The sequence below is a fragment of the Aquimarina ulvae genome, assembly GCF_053613295.3.
On the sequence record NZ_JBSIBP030000004.1, the window covers coordinates 61,683 to 79,919 of the forward strand.

An 18,237-nucleotide genomic window follows, 5' to 3' on the forward strand; every position below is an offset into this window, starting at 1 on the left:
TATGAAAAATTACGAAGCATCTTTTAAGAGAATCTTAGCAGGTCTATTGGTTTTCTGTTTAATGTTGATATTTGTAATATCCTCGTCTTGTGATGCGGATATCGAAGTGGATCAAACTGTAGAAGAAATAGAATCTGCAACTCCAGTAATCACTAGTTTTTCTCCATCTAGTGCAGAAATACTTGAAGAAGTTCTTGTAGAAGGAGAATTTCTACAATTTGTGGATAGAGCAACCATAGGTGGAATTCCTACAGAAATTAAAAGTAAAATTAGTGACACTCAAATTTTACTAAGAATCGACCCTGCTGTTGTTTCTGGACAAATCATACTTATCAATGATTTAAGTAGACAAGGTGCAGAAAACTTGGAATTTACAGCTACCTCAACAGAAAGTTTAACTGTATCGTACCCCGTACCATCAGTAACAAGTGCAATCCCTAGTGAGGCTACAGCAAATGATTTACTAATCATAGAAGGTGCTAATCTTGGTGTAGTATCAAGCGTTACTTTTGGAGGTGTAGCGGGTGTTATATCTTTTCAAGAAAATGATGTAATTGTGGTAACTGTGCCAAACCCTGGAACTCTAGATCCAGTTGCAGTAAATTTGTTGTTTAACAGTAATAGTGGAGAAATCACTCAAGAACTTAGTCCTTCTTTTCTGGTAAACATCCCTACTCCAGAACCAGATAATGTACCCAGAATAATGTCAAGAGATAACGAAGTAACAATAACTGGTGATAATATTAATTTCACCAACTCTGTAACGGTAAATGGATTTGAAGCAACAATTAACATAACGCCAACAGAATTAACATTTATGGTTCCTTCTGAAGTAGTAACAGGTATTACGGAAGTTATTATTACTGATACTGAAATGCGCCAAACAGTATTTAACATACCCTATATCAATGGAGCCTATTATGAATATTATGATTTTGACACAAAAGCTCTTGAGACTGTAAGAGATAATAAAAACAATCCAGATGAAATAGTGCTATCCTTGGGCGAAACAGCAGCAGAGCAGCCGAGATTTACAGGAATGACAGAACCTTTTGGTAGTAGGTATTTACATCTAGACTATCCCCTAGCTACTACAAGCACGCTAGCATCTATATATTGCTATGATTTTAGTGATGATTTTGGTACTGAAGAAATGGGAGAAGAATCTGCTTCATTAATAGATCCAACTGGTAGATTCGGAGGAAACCCTGTACTACATTTTTGGATGAGAATTAATGGAGCTAACTGTAGAACAAAGATTTATTTAGGAACTTCAAGTGCACAACGTAGAGAATCTAATGGACCTCTTTTAGATACAGGAGGAGAATGGGTGTTAGTAGCTGTGCGACTTAATGGGTTTATGGATAGTGCAGCTGATTTTTCAAGATTCCATTTACGTCTTACGGCAGGTAGTTCTTCAGATAATATTCCTAGATCTGCAGATTATGATTGGATCATTGTAACCGATAGGGTACTTACCGAATTTGGTGCTGTAGATTACTCTGCTGCGTCAATTACAGACCAAACTTTTTGGAAAGATCAGGGCTAAAAAACAATAATTAAAAAATCTTATAAAGTCATAAATGATCCAATCACTTTCACATACCAGGCAGTTAAGGTTAGGTATTCTTTACCTAACCCTAACTCTTGGCACCTTAACTTTCAGTTGTAAAAAAGAAGTGTCTTTTGAAACTAAAACAGTAATAGAAAATAAAAACCCCATACTTTCATTATCACCTTCAGCAGCTAATGAAATAAAAGAATTATTAGACGCATATAATATTTTAAAAAAGTCTTTTGAACAATACAAACAGAAAGCTGACAAAGCCATTAAGAATACTATTGAAGTACCTAATCCAAAAGATCCTGGAGGAGGATATACACATGAAAAGCATAAACGTAACTATGGAGAGATGTATGCTGCCGGTATTACATACTCGATTACCAGAGATCCTGTTTATGCTCAGTTTGTGACGGATATGTTATTAGCATATGCTAACATATATCCTGATTTACCGTTGCATCCAAAACGTAAAGAAAATCATCCCGCAGGAAAACTTTTTTGGCAAGGATTAAATGAAAGTGTTTGGTTAGTTAATTCGATACAAGCATATAATTTGGTAAGTGATGTAATTTCTGAAGAAAATAAAACCATAATAGAAGACCAAGTTTTTAAGAAAGTAGCAGAATTTATTAGTGTTGACTCTAAAAAAACGTTTAATAAAATACATAATCATGGAACCTGGGCAGTAGCGGGCGTTGGTATGACAGGATATGTTCTCGAAGATCAGGATATGGTCGATCGTGCGCTATTTGGAAGTAATAAGGATAAAAAAACTGGTTTTCTTAAACAGATAGATATGCTTTTTTCGCCTGAAGGGTATTATTCTGAAGGTCCTTATTACCAACGATACGCTATGATGCCATTTATGCTTTTTGCACAAGCTATCCAGATCAATCAGCCTGATCTGAAAATCTTCGAATACCGAGATCAATTATTAGGTAAAGCGGTAACCACAGTATTGCAACTAACTGACGAAAATGGAGCTTTTTTCCCTTTTAACGATGCCTTAAAAGAAAAAAACTATTTAACCAGTGAATTGATATTTGCCAGCAATATTGCCTTCGCCTATTACAAAGACAGCTCGCTGCTGCCCATAATTCTAGAACAGGAAAAAGTAAGTATTTCTAGCGCAGGGCTAGAAGTTGCAAAAGCCTTACAAAATTTAAAACCTAAGACTTATGAGAAGAAACCACTATTGATTACTGACGGTAAAGATGGTGAAGATGGTGGATTGGCATTACTACGTATGCCTAATGGAAAAAATGATGAAAAACTGACAGCTGTTTTCAAATTTGCCTCTCAGGGAATGGGACACGGACATTTTGATAGGTTATCCTTTTTTTTATATGATGGTAAGCAAGAAGTTTTACAAGATTATGGTGCTGCAAGATTTCTAAATGTAGAATCAAAAGAAGGAGGAAGATACCTTCCTGAAAACAAAACGTGGGCAAAACAAACGATTGCCCATAACACCGTAACGGTCGATGAATCTTCTCAGTTTGGAGCTGATGTAAAAGCATCAAGCAAAGTGAACCCTCAATTACTTTTTTCTAATATGGAGGACCCTAATCTTCAAATTGTTAGTGCAAAGGAAGAAAATGCATATAAAGGAGTTCGCATGCAGAGAACATTAGCTTTAATTAATGATGAAATTGCAGAAAGACCTCCCTTCATTATCGATGTTTATTCGTTGATATCAAAAAAGGCGCATCAATATGATCTTAACTTTATGTACCAAGGGCAGGTGATGGAAACTAATTTTGAGTATACCAAAGAAAATACATTATCAGCATTGGATACTAAGAATGGTTATCAACATTTATGGAAATTAGCTGAAGGTAAAAGCAATAAAAACCTTGCTACCTTAACCTGGTTAAATCAGAATCGGTTCTACTCTATCTCTAGTCTGATCAACTCTGAAAGTAAGATGGTTTTTTCGAGATTAGGAGCTAATGATCCCAATTTTAATCTTAGAAATGATGCTTCGTATATGATTCGCGAAAATAACAAAAAAGATCATATATATATAAATGTGATAGAACCTCATGGAAATTTTGACCCAAAATTAGAATCCGTACAGAACCCTCATTCTGATGTTAAAAATATTGAACTGATCTATTCTGATGATAAATATACTATCGTAGAAGTGACATTCAAAAATAATAAAAGTTATACACTAACGGTCGTTAATCAAGAACACGACCCACACAAACAACATGAATTGACTATTGGTAGTAAAACATATCAGTGGACAGGCAATTATAATTTAAAAACTAACTAAACAATGAGCTACTCAAAAATTAAGAGTGAAGTATTCTTCGTAACCAAAGACAAACCATGGGAACAAGCCGCAGAAGGTATTACACGTCAAATGATCGGTTATGATGTGAATATAATGATGGTTAAGGTAAACTTCGAAAAAGGGGCAATTGGGTACATCCATGATCACTTTCATTCTCAAACGACCTATGTAGAATCTGGAAGTTTTGAAGTTACCATTGGTGATGAAAAGAAAGTGCTTAATACTGGAGACGGATTCTTTATTCCACCAAATGTTCCACACGGGGCTGTTTGCCTCGAAGCAGGAGTGCTCATTGATGTATTTAGTCCAATAAGAGAAGACTTTTTGGAAATTTCACATCAAAAAAAGTAATTTAGATGACTAGAGTAAAAGGATTACGTTGGTGGATTATTGGGTTAGTGTGTTTAGCTACAATTATAAATTATATTGATAGATCAGCATTAGGAATTATGTGGCCAGAGATGAAAAAAGATCTTGGGTTGACCGAAGAAGATTATGCTTGGATTATCAATATATTTACCATAACCTATTCAGCAGGTAAATTTATTTCCGGAAAAATATATGACAAAGTAGGTACTAAAATTGGTTTTGTATTGTCCATTTTCTTCTGGTCATTAGCATCACTACTTCATTTTTTCGCAAAAGGACTAGTATCCCTTGGTATTTTCCGTGGTATCCTTGGTGTTTCGGAAGCTGGTAATTGGCCCGGAGCTGTTAAAAACAATGCAGAATGGTTTCCCATAAAAGAAAGAGCTGTCGCACAAGGTATTTTTAACGCAGGTGCAGCAATCGGATCTATTGTTGCCGCTCCTACTATAGCAGGATTATTTGAAGGGTACGGATGGCGATGGACCTTTATTATCATTGGTATTTTAGGGTTTTTATGGATCATTCCGTGGTTGATTTTCAATAAAAAACAACCTAAAGAACATCCATGGATCACAGACAAAGAGAAAACATATATTCTTACAGGAAAACCTGGAGTTACCGATAATAACAAAAAAGGACTCCCTCTTTCTACAATATTAGGATTCAAGGAGGTTTGGGGAGTATTGGCTTCGCGCTTCTTCATAGAACCAATATGGTGGCTGTTTGTTTTTTGGATGCCAATCTACTTAAATAAGCAATATGGATTTAATGTAAAGGAAATTGGTTACTACGCATGGTTTCCGTATGTAGGAGCAGCTATCGGAAGCATCATTGGCGGATGGTATGCACAAAAATTAATGAATACTTTTAGCGTAGATAAAGCTAGAAAGAGAGTTATAGCTATTGGAGGAGCAATCATTTTCTTTTCTATCCTTGGTGCAATATTTTTTGCTGATACCCCGGAGAAGTTTGTATCCTTTGTGTTCATTGTATTATTTGGTTTCCAATTTGCTATAAGCAACATACAAACATTATCTAGTGATCTCCTAAAAAGTAAATCTGTAGGTTCACTTGCCGGCTTGGCAGGAACCATCGGCGCCGTTTCTGTGGTTATTATGAATTACTTAATTCCAAAAATAACTACGGTTTCTTATACACCTGCATTCATAATTCTTGCTGTATTAGCGCCTTTGGCCGTACTATCAATCTTAGTTATGATCAAAGAAATAAAACCCCTAGAAGAATAAATATTTAATCAACTAATAACTATTAATATAAAAAGAATGAATTTAAAAGGAAAAATTGCTATTGTAACCGGAGCTACCAGCGGTATAGGTTTCGCAGTAGCCAAAAGATTAGGTACCGATGGATATACTGTTATTTTAAATGGTATTGAGGACAATAAAGGAGCTGAAAGAGTAAAAGAGCTTACTACCGAAGGAATAACTGCCGCCTATTATGGATTTGACGTTACAAACGAAGAAGCTGTAACTTCTAACATCCAAGCCATAGGAGAAAAATATGGTAAAATCGATGTACTAGTAAATAATGCTGGTGGATTAGGCGGACGATCCAGATTTGAAGGAATGACCACAGCGTTTTATCGATCTGTTATGGCGTTAAACCTTGATTCTGCTTTTTTTGCGTCCAGAGCCGCGATTCCTTTTCTAAAGAAAGGAGAAAACGCTTCAATAATTAACTATACATCGAATGCAGGATGGACCGCTGGAGGACCTGGAGCTGGTATTTATGGAACCTCAAAAGCAGCTGTTAATGCAATTACCAGAGCATTAGCAAAAGATTTAGCTGAATATGGGATTAGAGTTAATGCGGTATCACCCGGTACTATTGATACTCCATTCCATGCCCAAATTAAATCCACAAAACCTGAAGTTTTTGCATCCTGGAAAAATAACATTATGCTAGGAAGATTAGGACAACCAGAAGATGTAGCATCAGTTGTTTCGTTTTTAGCTAGTACTGACGCCGCTTTTATAACCGCAGAAACTATTCAGATTGGTGGTGGACAAGCTTTAGGTATTTAATATAAAGAAACATATAAAATGAAAAAAGTAGTAACCTTTGGAGAAGTTTTAATGCGCATCGCTCCTTTAGGAAATAAAAAATTAAAACAATCTAATCAACTAGAATACTACTTTGGCGGAACCGAAGCGAATGTAGCGATATCACTTGCCCAATTCGGAAATAAGACACAACATATTACAGCAGTATCCAACGATTTTGTTGGTGATGCAGCAAAGAGCTACTTGCAGAAACTGGGAGTAGATACTGGTTTGATTATTGACTCGCGTCATCCTCTGGGATTATATTTCCTGGAGGTTGGTGCAGTCATGCGATCAAGTACTATAGCGTATAACAGATCTAACTCCGCTTTTTGCAACATAAATCCTGATGAAATTAATTGGGAAAAAGCCCTAGAAAATTGTGATTGGTTCCACTGGACAGGTATTACCCCAGCTTTATCCCTAAATGCATTTAAAGCACTAAAACAAGGACTAGAAATTGCTAATAAAAAAGGAATTACAATATCCGCAGATCCAGCATATAGAAGTGGACTCTGGAATTATGGTCATGAAGCAAAAGATATACTTAATGAATTGGTAGCATTGTCTAATATTTTTATTGGAGGTCCAAATGAAATTAATGAACTTCTAAACACTAATTTCTCCTTTACTAATGATGATTTTATTGAAGCCAGTAAACTTCTATTACAAAGATATCCTAATATTAGAGGAGTATTTGATAAAACAAGAGTTTCTCTTAACGCAAGTTGGCATAAGATAAAAGCTAGAATGTGGAATGGACAGGAATTTTCGGAAACCAATGAATTAGAAATAACACACGTTGTTGATCGAATTGGTACTGGCGATGCTTATGCTGCAGGATTAATTCAAGGTCTATTGCACTATGATAATGTAAAAGCATTGCAATTTGCCAATGCATCTTGCGCTTTAAAGCATACTATAGAGGGAGATGCTAATCTAGTAACCGAAGCTGACGTACTAAGTATCATTGAAGGTAATATATCAGGACGAATAAAAAGATAACATGGCACAATATACACGAATTGAAGTTGCACAAGTAATGGGAAACACAGGAGTTGTTCCCCTATTCTATCATAAAGATATTGATATTGTAAAAAAAGTAATCAAAGCTTGTTATGATGGTGGTGCCAGAGTATTCGAATTCACTAATAGAGGTGATCGTGCACAAGACATATTTACTGAAATATCAAAGTGGGTTGAAAATGAATTACCTGGTATGATTCTAGGAATTGGATCTGTTGTTGATCCAGGCACAGCATCATTATTTATACAAAAAGGAACAAATTTTATTGTTTCTCCTATTCTGAATCCTGAGATAGCAAAAGTTTGTAATCGCAGAAAAATTGCATGGCTTCCTGGTTGTGCAACACTTACTGAAATAAATTATGCAGAGGAGTTGGGAGCAGAAATAGTAAAAATATTTCCTGCGGCGCAAATCGGAGGAGCTGATTTTGTAAAAGGTATAAAAGCACCTTGCCCATGGACAAGTATAATGCCCAGTGGTGGAGTATCACCAGAAGAAAAAAACCTTACGGACTGGTTCAACGCAGGAGTACACTGTGTAGGAATGGGATCTAAGCTTATTGCGAAAGATAAAAATGGAAACTTTGATTATAATAAAATTACCGATTTAACTAAGAACTCATTAAGAATTGTCAAAGGTTTAAAGCATAATAATCATTAGTTTTTCTGTATTCATCGATCTAAAGGCTCATTCCGAATAACAAATTGCTAACAAATCAATTGAATCACATGATTTTCAACAAAAATTGTGTTAAATAAAAATAAATCTATATATTTGGTTGACCAATTTGGTTGACCAAATATAAATTTCACCCAATTATCAAAATAAGACAATTATGAAAAATTTATTACTTACCTGTATGATGTTAACTATGAGCTTTGCATTTGCTCAAATTCCTTCGGGATCTGGGGTATATCTTAACAAACTAATTGTTAGCCCTAATGGAGATGATCTTACTAATGAATATATCGAAATTCGTGGTACTCCTGATGCCGTGATTCCTTCTGATTTATATCTAATCAATGTTGAAGGTGATGGAGAAGCTAGTAGAGATGATTACGGACAAGTTGGTGAAGTTATTCAATTAGGTGATGGAACAAGAACTTTTGGTTCTAATGGTTTTTTATCAATTGTAGCCAATTATACAGATGAGAATACAAGTGTAGTTACGACAAATCCGTATACTAGCGTTATTGCATCAGGAACGACTATTGTAACTATAGAACTTGTAGGAAATGATGTTACGGGTTCTTCTAGTAGTAACGTTTCTTCATTCACACCAGATATCGGTTATGATGGAAATTTCGAAGATTGGAGTGCTACATATATGTTAATACAGGCACCAAGTGATCCAAGTGGTATCGATATAGATGCAGATGACGATGGTGTAATTGATGCAACAGGTGATCATACTATGTGGACTCGTTACGATTCTGTAAGTTTTTTAGATGAAGATGATTTATTAGACTCAGGAGATAATGGTGAGTTTGGATATGGCCAAATTATAGTAGTTAGAGATTTAGCAGAAAACTCTAGTAATGGTATTTTCACTGATACAGGAGCAACAGTAATAGAAAACACAGGTAGTAATGTACATTTCTGGGGGAGACAAGGAACCTCTACTGGTTTTGCTACATCAGATTGGATTGCTGCTTCATTTGATGGAACAGGTCCTAATTGGGAGTTCTCAAGTAACACTGCGAGAGTATCACCTGTAGAATTTGCAAGTTATATAGTTCCTGACGAGATATACGGAGCTTTAAACCCTACTGCTGCTACACTATCTATAACAGAACAAGAATTAACTGATGTTATTTCATTTTTCCCAAATCCAACTACTAACGTAATTAATATAAGTTCTAAAAATGATGTTATTTCATCTATAGAAGTAGTAACCGTAACTGGTCAAATATTAATTCAAAAAGAAAATGATTTAGACGTTATTGATTTAACATCTTTCTCCACTGGGTTATACTATATGAACATATATGGTGATGGAGCTATAATCACAAAAGCTGTAGTTAAAAACTAAGAATATTTTTTAACAGTTTGATTTTCATTTGAGTTTGAAAATACCCTTTCAAAATTTTACAAGGGTATTTCCCTTCAAAATATCACAAAAAAATACTCCATGAGATTATTTAATTTATTTTTTTGCTATCTGTTAACCATCGCTGTTCAGGCTCAGGTAACAATGGACGCTGACGGCGCTGGTGATACCTATGAGCTAATTACTTCTGTTTTAGCACCGGGATATAATCCAATAGAATCTCCTGGTGGCGTCGATGGAACTTGTGATAATCACGCTTCTTTTGGGCGACATATATCTGAGGTTTTCAATAGTGAATTAAATGATGATGTTTTCAAATTCAGTATCCACGTATCCGAAGATAATGATAGATGTAAAAATTTTGATCGCCAGCGAAATGAAATTAAATCTTATAATCAATCACCTGATAACTTAAAAGGGATCATTGGAGAAACCGTATTATATAAATGGAAATTTAAACTTGATGAAGGATTTCAAACTTCCGGTAAGTTTACCCATCTTCATCAACTAAAAAGTGTGGGAGCTGATGCCGCAGAAGAAAGTCAACCATTAATTACTTTAACGGCAAGAAAAGGAAGTCCAGACCGATTGGAGTTAAGATATGCTCCTACTACCTCACAATCAACACTCACATCGATAAATCTTTCTCTGTTAAAAGGAAATTGGGTTGAAGTTACCGAAACAGTAACCTATGGCGAAACGAACGATGCACTCTACAGCATTATTGCTACTAATGTAAGTACGGGAGCAGAAGTCCTAAATTATTCCTCTTCTGAATTAAGAATGTGGAAAACTAATGCTGATTTCATTCGACCAAAATGGGGTATCTACAGAAGCCTCGTAAATGCATCTGATCTCAGAGATGAAGAAATATTTTTTGCTGATTTTATAATTACAGAAAATCCCCAACTATCTATTCCTTCTCTATCCAAAGGTGATTTATTTAATGTATTTCCAAACCCCACACAAGGAATCGTTAATTTTACGTTTCTTCAAAACACAAAAAACTATCATATTTCTATTATCGATTCATTGGGAAAGACAGTCAAGAACTTGAATAAAATAAAAGATAATCATACAATTGATATTAAAGATCTATCAGACGGAGTGTATTTTATAAAGTTAACAGACTCCATAACCAACACCTACACGATAAAGCAAATGATCAAAGTCGATTAAAGATCGAACACTCTGCTAAGGTTAAACCCGAAGAAAAAATCACCATCACCCCAATCCCCAGAAGCTTGGCCCAAAAAACCATTCTCAAACATAGGTTGTGCATTTGTAAAATGTAATTGAAATACATGACCTCCAGTTTCTATATCAAAACCAATAGATAGAGGATTCTTAAAATTAGAATTACTACTTCTATTTAAATGAATACCGTAATCTAAATTTAAACTAAATCGTTTCGTTAATTTATATCTTCCCCCCATACCAACAATAAACTGAGAATTATCCTGGTCATCAAATCGAACAAAATTCTCGTGCAAATAAGAAGGTGCCAGTTCTACAGAAAAATTCTTACCAAACTTTTTAGAAATTAAAACCTGAGAGACATATGACAATCTATTACTAAATTCTAATCTAGGTAATTGATTCTTCTCCAAACCAGTATTGATAGTCAATAAATTATAACCCACAATAGTAAAAGGAAATCCATTTTTTTGCTGACTAATAATTCTATATTTAATATGCCCTCCATATGTTTTCTGGAAAGAACTACGTGCAATACCTATATTTAATCCATCAGTAATACCATAGATAAACTTAAGTTGAGTAACTGCCTGATCTAATCCAAAAAAATCATCAATACCATTTTCTACACTACCAAAACGGTGAGCCACAATAAAAAATAAGTTTCTTTTATTAACAAGTTTTGTGGATTCAAAATTTACGATTTTAAGTCCCTTAAAAACAGCTGAAACGTAATCATCCACTTGTACATCTGATTCTAATTCATCTAGTAAATCATCCTGACTAAAAATTGTGTACGGAATTACGAATAGTAATAATAAGAGTTTTTTCATAAAGATTGTTTTATAAATACTAAAGAGAATAATTATTTAATGATGGCCGCTTGATCGAGTTTTACTATCTCCAAAAGCTCGTCGTAACCAATACATCTTCCTTTTATGGTATACATTGAATTTAAATTAGATTTTGAAATATTGTGATTACCGTCGAAACTACAATATGCCGCATCATCAAGCATCATAGAATTATTTTCTATTTCAGTAAGTCCTCCTTTTACAATGATAGTCATATTGAGATATTTTTTTGAAGAAACCTCAGGGTCCTGTGAGAACTCTCTTGCTAACTCAGTCGCATCAACAATAAATTTTGCTTCTTCTCCCTGAATATCTCGATGAGACTGGTACACATATTTGTATCCGAGAAATCCCAATATGCCAAGGGTTAAAACTACGGCTAATATTTTTTTCATCACCTCTTTTGTTATGTAAACTTGTTTTAAAAGTATGAAAATTATCCACCTAATGAAACTTATTTTTGCATATCAATGAAATTTGACATAATTTCTACCATTTAAATAACACACTAAACCTAACTCATGAAAAGCCATCTATTCCAATTTTTGATTCTTTGTATAGTGTTAATTAACATAAGTTGTGAAAATGATAGTGAAAATGATCTAATAGACATAACCCCCGTTACCCTTGTTACTTATGAGAATAGTGTGAAAACGATCATCAACAACAATTGTACATTTTGTCACAACGATCCACCTGTTAATTTTGCACCTATGCCTTTATTGACCTTTAACCAGGTGAAGGAAGCTGTAGAGAACAGAGGGCTCTTAGATAGAGTCTCTTCAGAAGATATAAGTTTCTTGATGCCTTCTGGGGGCCCAAGACTTCCACAATCTACAATTGATGTTATTTTACAATGGAATACTGATGGATTATTAGAACAATAAACTTTATACTGATGAAAAACCTACCAATTTTCTTATTCTTACTTGTGTCTGGATGCATTTTAGCACAGGGAAAATACCTCACTAAAAAAGGAACTATTAGTTTTGAAGCTTCCGTACCTTCTTTTGAGGAAGTCAAAGCCAAAAACACAACAGTAACTGCAATTTTAAACACAGATACAGGTGAATTTGCAGCCTTAGCATTAATAAAAGGATTTCGGTTTAAAAATGCCTTAATGGAAGAGCATTTTAATGAAAATTATATAGAATCGGATGACTACCCTAAAGCAACTTTTAAGGGTAAACTAGTAGGTTTTGATCTTAACAACATTAAAAATGACTACTCCATTAAAGGAACACTCACACTACACGGTAAATCACAAGAAATAGAAACAAAGGGCTCACTCAAAAAAGACAATGAAATTATTTCCATTTCTTCCTCCTTTATTACTAAGCCAGAAGAATTTAATATTAAGATTCCTAGTATTGTAAGCAAAAAGATAGCTGATGATATTTCAGTTTCGATAAATTTTATTTTAGAAAAGAAATAGAGAATAAGAATATTTCATTTTTTACTTCTTATAATTAAATGTATTTATAAACTCATTTTGCAATAAAATCTTTACATTTAAAACAGCCAAACTCTTAAAATCCAATGAACTCCCTCAAGACATTGTTATATTTTTCTATTTTTAATTATCCTCTTTCAGCCAAAGAGGTTCATTTGTTTTCTGCATCGACCAGTGAAATACAAGTAAAAAACGAATTAGAGTATCTCGAAAAAGAAGGAGTTGTTTCATCAAATAAAAGTTATTATTTTATTGATAACAATATCCAGTCCGTTACCCGACGTATTGAAGGCAACAAAATGGCAAAATCTATTATGCAAAAAGCTATAAAAAAAGGAATTTTTATTTCCAAATTCCCCTATATAGAAGCAGTTGGAATTTCAGGAGCTTTGTCAAAAAATTATCACGATAAAGACAGTGATGTAGACTTTTTTGTAATCACAAAAGAAGGTCGTCTATGGGTGGCTAGAACATTATTAGTACTGTATAAAAAAATATTCTTACTCAATTCTAGAAAATTCTTTTGCGTTAACTACTTTATTTCTCAGACTTCTTTAGAAATTTCTGAAAAAAATATATTTACAGCAACCGAGCTTTTAACGTTAATTCCAGTTTCTGGTGATTTTTCTAAATTCTACAATCAAAATCGATGGGTTATTGAATTTTTGCCAAATCTGGAAATAGGTAAACCCTCAATTACAAAGAAAAATAAAAAATCCATTTTATGCAGGTATTTGGAACTTATCTTTGATTCGAAAATCGGAGATTTTTTTGAGAGTTTCTTTTTAAAATTGACTCTAAAAAAATGGAATAGTAAATTTAACTCATTAAGTGACGAAGATTTTAAAATAGCCATGAAATCAACCCAAGGAGTATCGAAACACCATCCACAAAATTTTCAAAAAAAGGTAATTAATAAGCTTAACGCGAAGTATAATGAATTTCAATTAAAATATAATATAGAACTAGAAAAAGAGCATGCTTGATATTTTATTTTCACATTCATATTATTACCCCTTAGATCCTAAACAATGGAAAAACCAAACCCCTTTTCCTCCTTTAGGAACGCTCTATGCTGCCTCTTTAATGAGAAAAAATGGGTTTACAGTTGATCTTTTTGATACCAATCTAAGAGATAATCCCTACGATATCGAGAGTAAAATAATAGAAAATAAACCTACTTTTTTAGTTTTATACGATGATGGTTTTAACTATTTAACCAAAATGTGTCTTACTACCATGCGCGAAGCCGCTTTTGAAATGATGAGAATCGGCAAAAGTCACGATTGCACTATTATCGTTAATAGTTCTGATGCCACAGATCATTGTCCAAAATATTTATTTAACGGTGCTGATTATATCATTCAGGGAGAAGGAGAAATCACTCTTTTAGAACTTATCAGTGCCCTTGAGAATAATGAATCTGTAGAAAAAATCAAAGGAGTTGTATATACAAAAGAAGAAGAAATAATTACCAACCCGAAGCGAGAAGTACTAAAAAACTTAGATGAGTTGCCAATGCCTGCCTGGGATCTTATTGAGATGAATACTTATCAAAATATATGGAATAGCAGAGGTAAAGAATTTACATTAAATCTTGCAACTACTAGAGGTTGTCCATTTAAATGTAATTGGTGCGCAAAACCAATTTATGGCAATCGATACAACACACATTCTCCAGAATATATCGTAAAACACATACAATTCTTACAAAAAACCTATCAGACACATCGGTTTTGGATGTGCGATGATATTTTTGGGTTAAAACCAGGATGGGTACAAGAGTTTAATAAAGAACTAAAAAAACAAGATGTTTCTTTAGCGTATTATATCCAAAGTAGGGTTGATTTATTGCTCCAAGAAGATACTATAGATGCGCTGGCAGAATCAGGTCTGCAAGAGGTATGGGTTGGTGCCGAAAGCGGATCTCAAACTATTTTAAATGCAATGGATAAAGGAACAAAGGTCGAAGAGATCTACACAGCTACTGCTCTATTAAAAGAAAAAAAAATACGAGTAGCATTTTTTATTCAGTTTGGCTATCTGGGTGAAACTAAAGGAGACATTTCTAAAACCATAAAAATGATAAAAGAATTAGTTCCAGATGATTTGGGTGTATCGGTATCCTATCCGCTTCCTGGAACTAAATTTTATGACAAAGTAAAAGATGATCTTAGATTTAAAGCTAACTGGACAGACTCTGATGACTTAGCAATGATGTTTAAGGGCACTTACAATTCTGAATATTATAAAAAGCTACATCGCTACGTACATAAAGAATATAGAAAAAGTCAAGGCATAGAGTTACTCAAAAAAATAATTAAGAGTCCTTCTAAATTATCTACAATTACAATTAGAAGAATTGCCTACTTGTTATACTATTTCCCAAGCGCATTTATGGATGCACAAATGTTAAAAAGAATGGAACATATAAATGACTGAAAGTTTCGATATATCAGCGTCTTCATATGACAATGTTTTTACTAATAGTCATATTGGTAAACTTCAAAGGGAATTGGTTTATAATTTTCTAAAAAACACACTCCCCGAAAATCAAAAACTTGATATCCTAGAAATAAATTGCGGAACGGGTCACGATGCGATATGGCTGACTAATCAAGGCCATTGCCTCATTGCCACGGACATTTCTTCCGAAATGATCTCAATTGCAACAGCAAAACTAACCTCAACTGATAATCAACCAGAATTTAGGCAACTAGACATCAACAAATTAGATCAAACTGAATTTGAACATTCTTTTGATTTAATTTTTTCTGATTTTGGAGGATTGAATTGCCTTTCTCCAACTGAATTGGAAAACTTTTTCTTATCTGCTAACAAAAAACTAAAACCCAATGGTAAAATTATTGGAGTTATTATGCCTAAATACTGTATAATAGAAAACCTCTATTTTATGGTAAAAGGCAATCTTAAAAAAGCATTCAGAAGAAACACAAATGAAGTAGTAATTGCTAATGTGGAAGGCACTGCGGTAAAAACTTGGTACTATAACCCTAAACATATAATAAAAAAAAGCAATCCACTTTTTAAAGTAAATAGGATAAGACCTATAGGGTTTTTTATTCCTCCATCCTATTTAGGGCCTTTTTTCAAAAACAAAAAAGGTCTTTTAAAAGTATTAGGATGTTTTGACGCTATTTTTAAACGTTTTGCATTTCTATCTAGATATAGTGATCATTACATAATCTCACTATCAAAACGATGAGTATTGTACTAACCCACGCATATTATCTCAGTACAGATCCCAAAGAACAAAAGATCATGAAACCATATCCTCCTTTGGGACAACTTTATATTTCTGGATATTTACAAGAACGTGCTGTAGAAAATTATGTTTTTGACACTACGTTTAGTTCTAAAAAAGAACAATTACGTTTCATAACTTCTAAAAAACCTGATATTGTAGCCATTTATACAAACCTGATGACTAAGGTAGAAGTCATTAAACTAGTCAAGATTCTTATTACTGAAGCTATTTATGGTTTCCCAAAAATTGTATTAGGAGGTCCTGATGTAACTTACAATGCCGAAAATTATTTACGTGCAGGTGCCCAATATCTGGTATTAGGTGAAGGAGAGGAAACACTTTATGAATTACATCAAGCAATTATCAATAAAACGGATATAAGCAATGTTTCGGGCATTGCCTATTTAGACAGTAATAAGTTGATTAAGACTGCTGCAAGAATAAAAATGAAAGACTTATCAGTGCTTCCTTTGCCCAATCGAAGTGCTATAAATATGCAACAATACCTGGATACATGGAAAATTAATCATGGGCTAAGTTCCATGACCGTAAGTACACAAAGAGGATGTCCTTATACTTGTAAGTGGTGTAGTACCGCCGTATATGGGCAAAGCTATCGTAGAAGACCGGCAAGTCTCGTGGCGCAAGAATTAGCCATGCTTAAAAATGAATATAATCCAGATACTATATGGTTTGTAGATGATGTCTTTACAGTAAGTCATAAATGGCTTTCAGAGTTTTACGTCGAAGTAATAAAACAAGATGCTATTATCCCTTTTGAGTGTATCACAAGAGCTGAACGACTTAATGATCAAGTCTTACAACAATTAAAAGAAGCTGGATGCTATCGCGTTTGGATAGGTGCAGAAAGTGGTTCTCAGAAAATCGTTGATGCCATGGATAGACGAGTAAAAGTAGAAACCGTTAGAGATGCCATCCAAAAAGCAAATCAACTTGGTATGGAAACCGGAACCTTCATTATGGTTGGGTATCCCGGTGAAGATGAACAAGATATTCAGCAAACTATTACCTATCTTAAAGCTGCGAATCCTACTCATTTTACCATAACTGTAGCCTACCCTATTAAAGGTACTGCTTTATATAATGAGATAGAAAACAATATTACTATACGACCAGACTGGAATACCTCAACCGATCGAGAGATTGATTTTAAACGCACCTATCATCGTAAGTTCTACGATTTTGCCGTAAGAAGAATTGTGAATGAGGTAAATTATAATAAGGAGCTATTAAAAGGAAAGAACAAAAGTTTTTTGCGTTCCCTAAAATTAAAAACTAAATCAGTTGCTGCCCTTACCGCAATGAAATTGTACAAAGGATGATAAATCTCAATAATTTTAATAAAAAAAACAATATTTTTTATCTAACCAAAGAAGAACCAGAATCTTCAAAAATCTATATAACTGTTCGTAAAAAAGAAAAACGTATACTCAGTGACATAGAAGTTAAAAAGTTACCCTATTTAAAACGTGACGAATGGCCTTTACGCATAAAATCTACTGAGCGTTTCGAAAGTTATATTGCTTCAAAAAAAAGAGGGTTGCAAATTCTAACTATTGGTTGCGGAAATGGCTGGTTTTCTAATAGAATAGCAACAGTTTCCAAAGATAATCAAGTCATTGGATTAGATGTAAATAGAGAAGAATTAGAGCAAGCTGCTAATGTGTTTTCAAAAAACAATTTACATTTTGTCTATGCAGATATTTTTAAGGTTAATGAACAGTTTATATCTCAATTTGATATTATCATATTAAACGGTGCTGTACAATATTTTGAAGATTTTAAAGTGTTGATTTCGGTTCTAAAATTATTTTTAAAACCCAAGGGAGAAATTCATATCATTGATAGTCCATTTTATAATGTTATTGAAATTCCTGCTGCAAAAAAACGTACTAAGACATATTATTCAGAACTTGGAGTTCCCGAAATGGCTAATCATTATTTTCATCATGATGAAAGTTTACTAAGTGATTTTAGCATATTATACTCCTATAAATGGAATATTATTCACAAGGTTTTAGGCAAAAAGGAGTCTCCTTTTTCATGGTATTGTTATATAAAAAATTAAA

The 18,237-nt window shown here is 33.7% G+C and carries 18 protein-coding genes; 16 read left to right on the forward strand and 2 right to left on the reverse strand.

The features are described from left to right. Position 1 precedes the first annotated feature (1 nt). The 9 genes from ACWGOQ_RS10055 (at position 2) to ACWGOQ_RS10095 (ending at position 10,554) form a co-directional block, all read left to right on the forward strand. Entirely contained in the window at positions 2-1,549 is a 1,548-nt protein-coding gene (locus ACWGOQ_RS10055) for an IPT/TIG domain-containing protein (RefSeq protein WP_452058330.1), read from the forward strand. Positions 1,550-1,583: 34 nt separating this feature from the next. After that, positions 1,584-3,845, forward strand: coding sequence for an alginate lyase family protein (locus ACWGOQ_RS10060; RefSeq protein WP_452058329.1), 2,262 nt, complete (start codon positions 1,584-1,586; stop codon positions 3,843-3,845). 3 nt (positions 3,846-3,848) lie between these two features. Further along, positions 3,849-4,217: a cupin domain-containing protein gene (locus tag ACWGOQ_RS10065; protein WP_452058328.1), complete on the forward strand. Its 369-nt coding sequence runs from the start codon at positions 3,849-3,851 to the stop codon at positions 4,215-4,217. Between the two features lie 5 nt (positions 4,218-4,222). Continuing rightward, positions 4,223-5,482, forward strand: a complete 1,260-nt coding sequence (locus ACWGOQ_RS10070; protein ID WP_452058327.1) for an MFS transporter — start codon at positions 4,223-4,225, stop codon at positions 5,480-5,482. A 36-nt stretch (positions 5,483-5,518) separates the two neighbouring features. Continuing rightward, positions 5,519-6,280 (forward strand): SDR family NAD(P)-dependent oxidoreductase, encoded by a 762-nt coding sequence (locus ACWGOQ_RS10075; RefSeq protein WP_452058326.1) that lies wholly within the window; start codon positions 5,519-5,521, stop codon positions 6,278-6,280. An 18-nt stretch (positions 6,281-6,298) separates the two neighbouring features. Next, positions 6,299-7,303, forward strand: a complete 1,005-nt coding sequence (locus ACWGOQ_RS10080; protein ID WP_452058325.1) for a sugar kinase — start codon at positions 6,299-6,301, stop codon at positions 7,301-7,303. 1 nt (position 7,304) lies between these two features. Next, on the forward strand, positions 7,305-7,985 hold the full coding sequence (locus tag ACWGOQ_RS10085; RefSeq protein ID WP_452058324.1) for a bifunctional 4-hydroxy-2-oxoglutarate aldolase/2-dehydro-3-deoxy-phosphogluconate aldolase: 681 nt from the start codon (positions 7,305-7,307) through the stop codon (positions 7,983-7,985). 175 nt (positions 7,986-8,160) lie between these two features. Further along, the gene (locus ACWGOQ_RS10090; protein ID WP_452058323.1) at positions 8,161-9,357 is read left to right on the forward strand and encodes a T9SS type A sorting domain-containing protein; all 1,197 of its coding nucleotides are present in this window, start codon (positions 8,161-8,163) and stop codon (positions 9,355-9,357) included. Positions 9,358-9,456: 99 nt separating this feature from the next. Then, positions 9,457-10,554: a T9SS type A sorting domain-containing protein gene (locus ACWGOQ_RS10095; RefSeq protein WP_452058322.1), complete on the forward strand. Its 1,098-nt coding sequence runs from the start codon at positions 9,457-9,459 to the stop codon at positions 10,552-10,554. Here ACWGOQ_RS10095 and ACWGOQ_RS10100 read toward each other — a convergent pair. Both ACWGOQ_RS10100 and ACWGOQ_RS10105 read right to left on the reverse strand, forming a co-directional pair. Beyond that, positions 10,551-11,405: a DUF5777 family beta-barrel protein gene (locus tag ACWGOQ_RS10100; protein WP_452058321.1), complete on the reverse strand. Its 855-nt coding sequence runs from the start codon at positions 11,403-11,405 to the stop codon at positions 10,551-10,553. The genes ACWGOQ_RS10095 and ACWGOQ_RS10100 overlap by 4 nt on opposite strands. Before the next feature lie 32 nt (positions 11,406-11,437). Beyond that, positions 11,438-11,821: an OB-fold protein gene (locus ACWGOQ_RS10105; RefSeq protein ID WP_452058320.1), complete on the reverse strand. Its 384-nt coding sequence runs from the start codon at positions 11,819-11,821 to the stop codon at positions 11,438-11,440. A 126-nt stretch (positions 11,822-11,947) separates the two neighbouring features. Between ACWGOQ_RS10105 and ACWGOQ_RS10110 the strand changes: the two genes are divergently transcribed. From ACWGOQ_RS10110 to ACWGOQ_RS10140, 7 genes are all read left to right on the forward strand, one after another. After that, positions 11,948-12,313, forward strand: coding sequence for a hypothetical protein (locus ACWGOQ_RS10110; protein ID WP_452058319.1), 366 nt, complete (start codon positions 11,948-11,950; stop codon positions 12,311-12,313). 11 nt (positions 12,314-12,324) lie between these two features. After that, positions 12,325-12,861, forward strand: coding sequence for a YceI family protein (locus ACWGOQ_RS10115; RefSeq protein ID WP_452058318.1), 537 nt, complete (start codon positions 12,325-12,327; stop codon positions 12,859-12,861). A gap of 104 nt (positions 12,862-12,965) precedes the next feature. Continuing rightward, entirely contained in the window at positions 12,966-13,865 is a 900-nt protein-coding gene (locus ACWGOQ_RS10120) for a nucleotidyltransferase domain-containing protein (protein WP_452058317.1), read from the forward strand. Next, positions 13,858-15,321, forward strand: coding sequence for a radical SAM protein (locus ACWGOQ_RS10125; protein ID WP_452058316.1), 1,464 nt, complete (start codon positions 13,858-13,860; stop codon positions 15,319-15,321). Before ACWGOQ_RS10120 ends, ACWGOQ_RS10125 begins: the two co-directional genes overlap by 8 nt. Beyond that, on the forward strand, positions 15,314-16,105 hold the full coding sequence (locus tag ACWGOQ_RS10130; RefSeq protein WP_452058315.1) for a class I SAM-dependent methyltransferase: 792 nt from the start codon (positions 15,314-15,316) through the stop codon (positions 16,103-16,105). Before ACWGOQ_RS10125 ends, ACWGOQ_RS10130 begins: the two co-directional genes overlap by 8 nt. Beyond that, on the forward strand, positions 16,102-17,490 hold the full coding sequence (locus tag ACWGOQ_RS10135) for a B12-binding domain-containing radical SAM protein (RefSeq protein ID WP_452058314.1): 1,389 nt from the start codon (positions 16,102-16,104) through the stop codon (positions 17,488-17,490). The genes ACWGOQ_RS10130 and ACWGOQ_RS10135 overlap by 4 nt, the downstream gene beginning before the upstream one ends. Beyond that, positions 17,487-18,236 (forward strand): class I SAM-dependent methyltransferase, encoded by a 750-nt coding sequence (locus tag ACWGOQ_RS10140; protein WP_452058313.1) that lies wholly within the window; start codon positions 17,487-17,489, stop codon positions 18,234-18,236. Before ACWGOQ_RS10135 ends, ACWGOQ_RS10140 begins: the two co-directional genes overlap by 4 nt. Position 18,237: the final 1 nt, after the last annotated feature.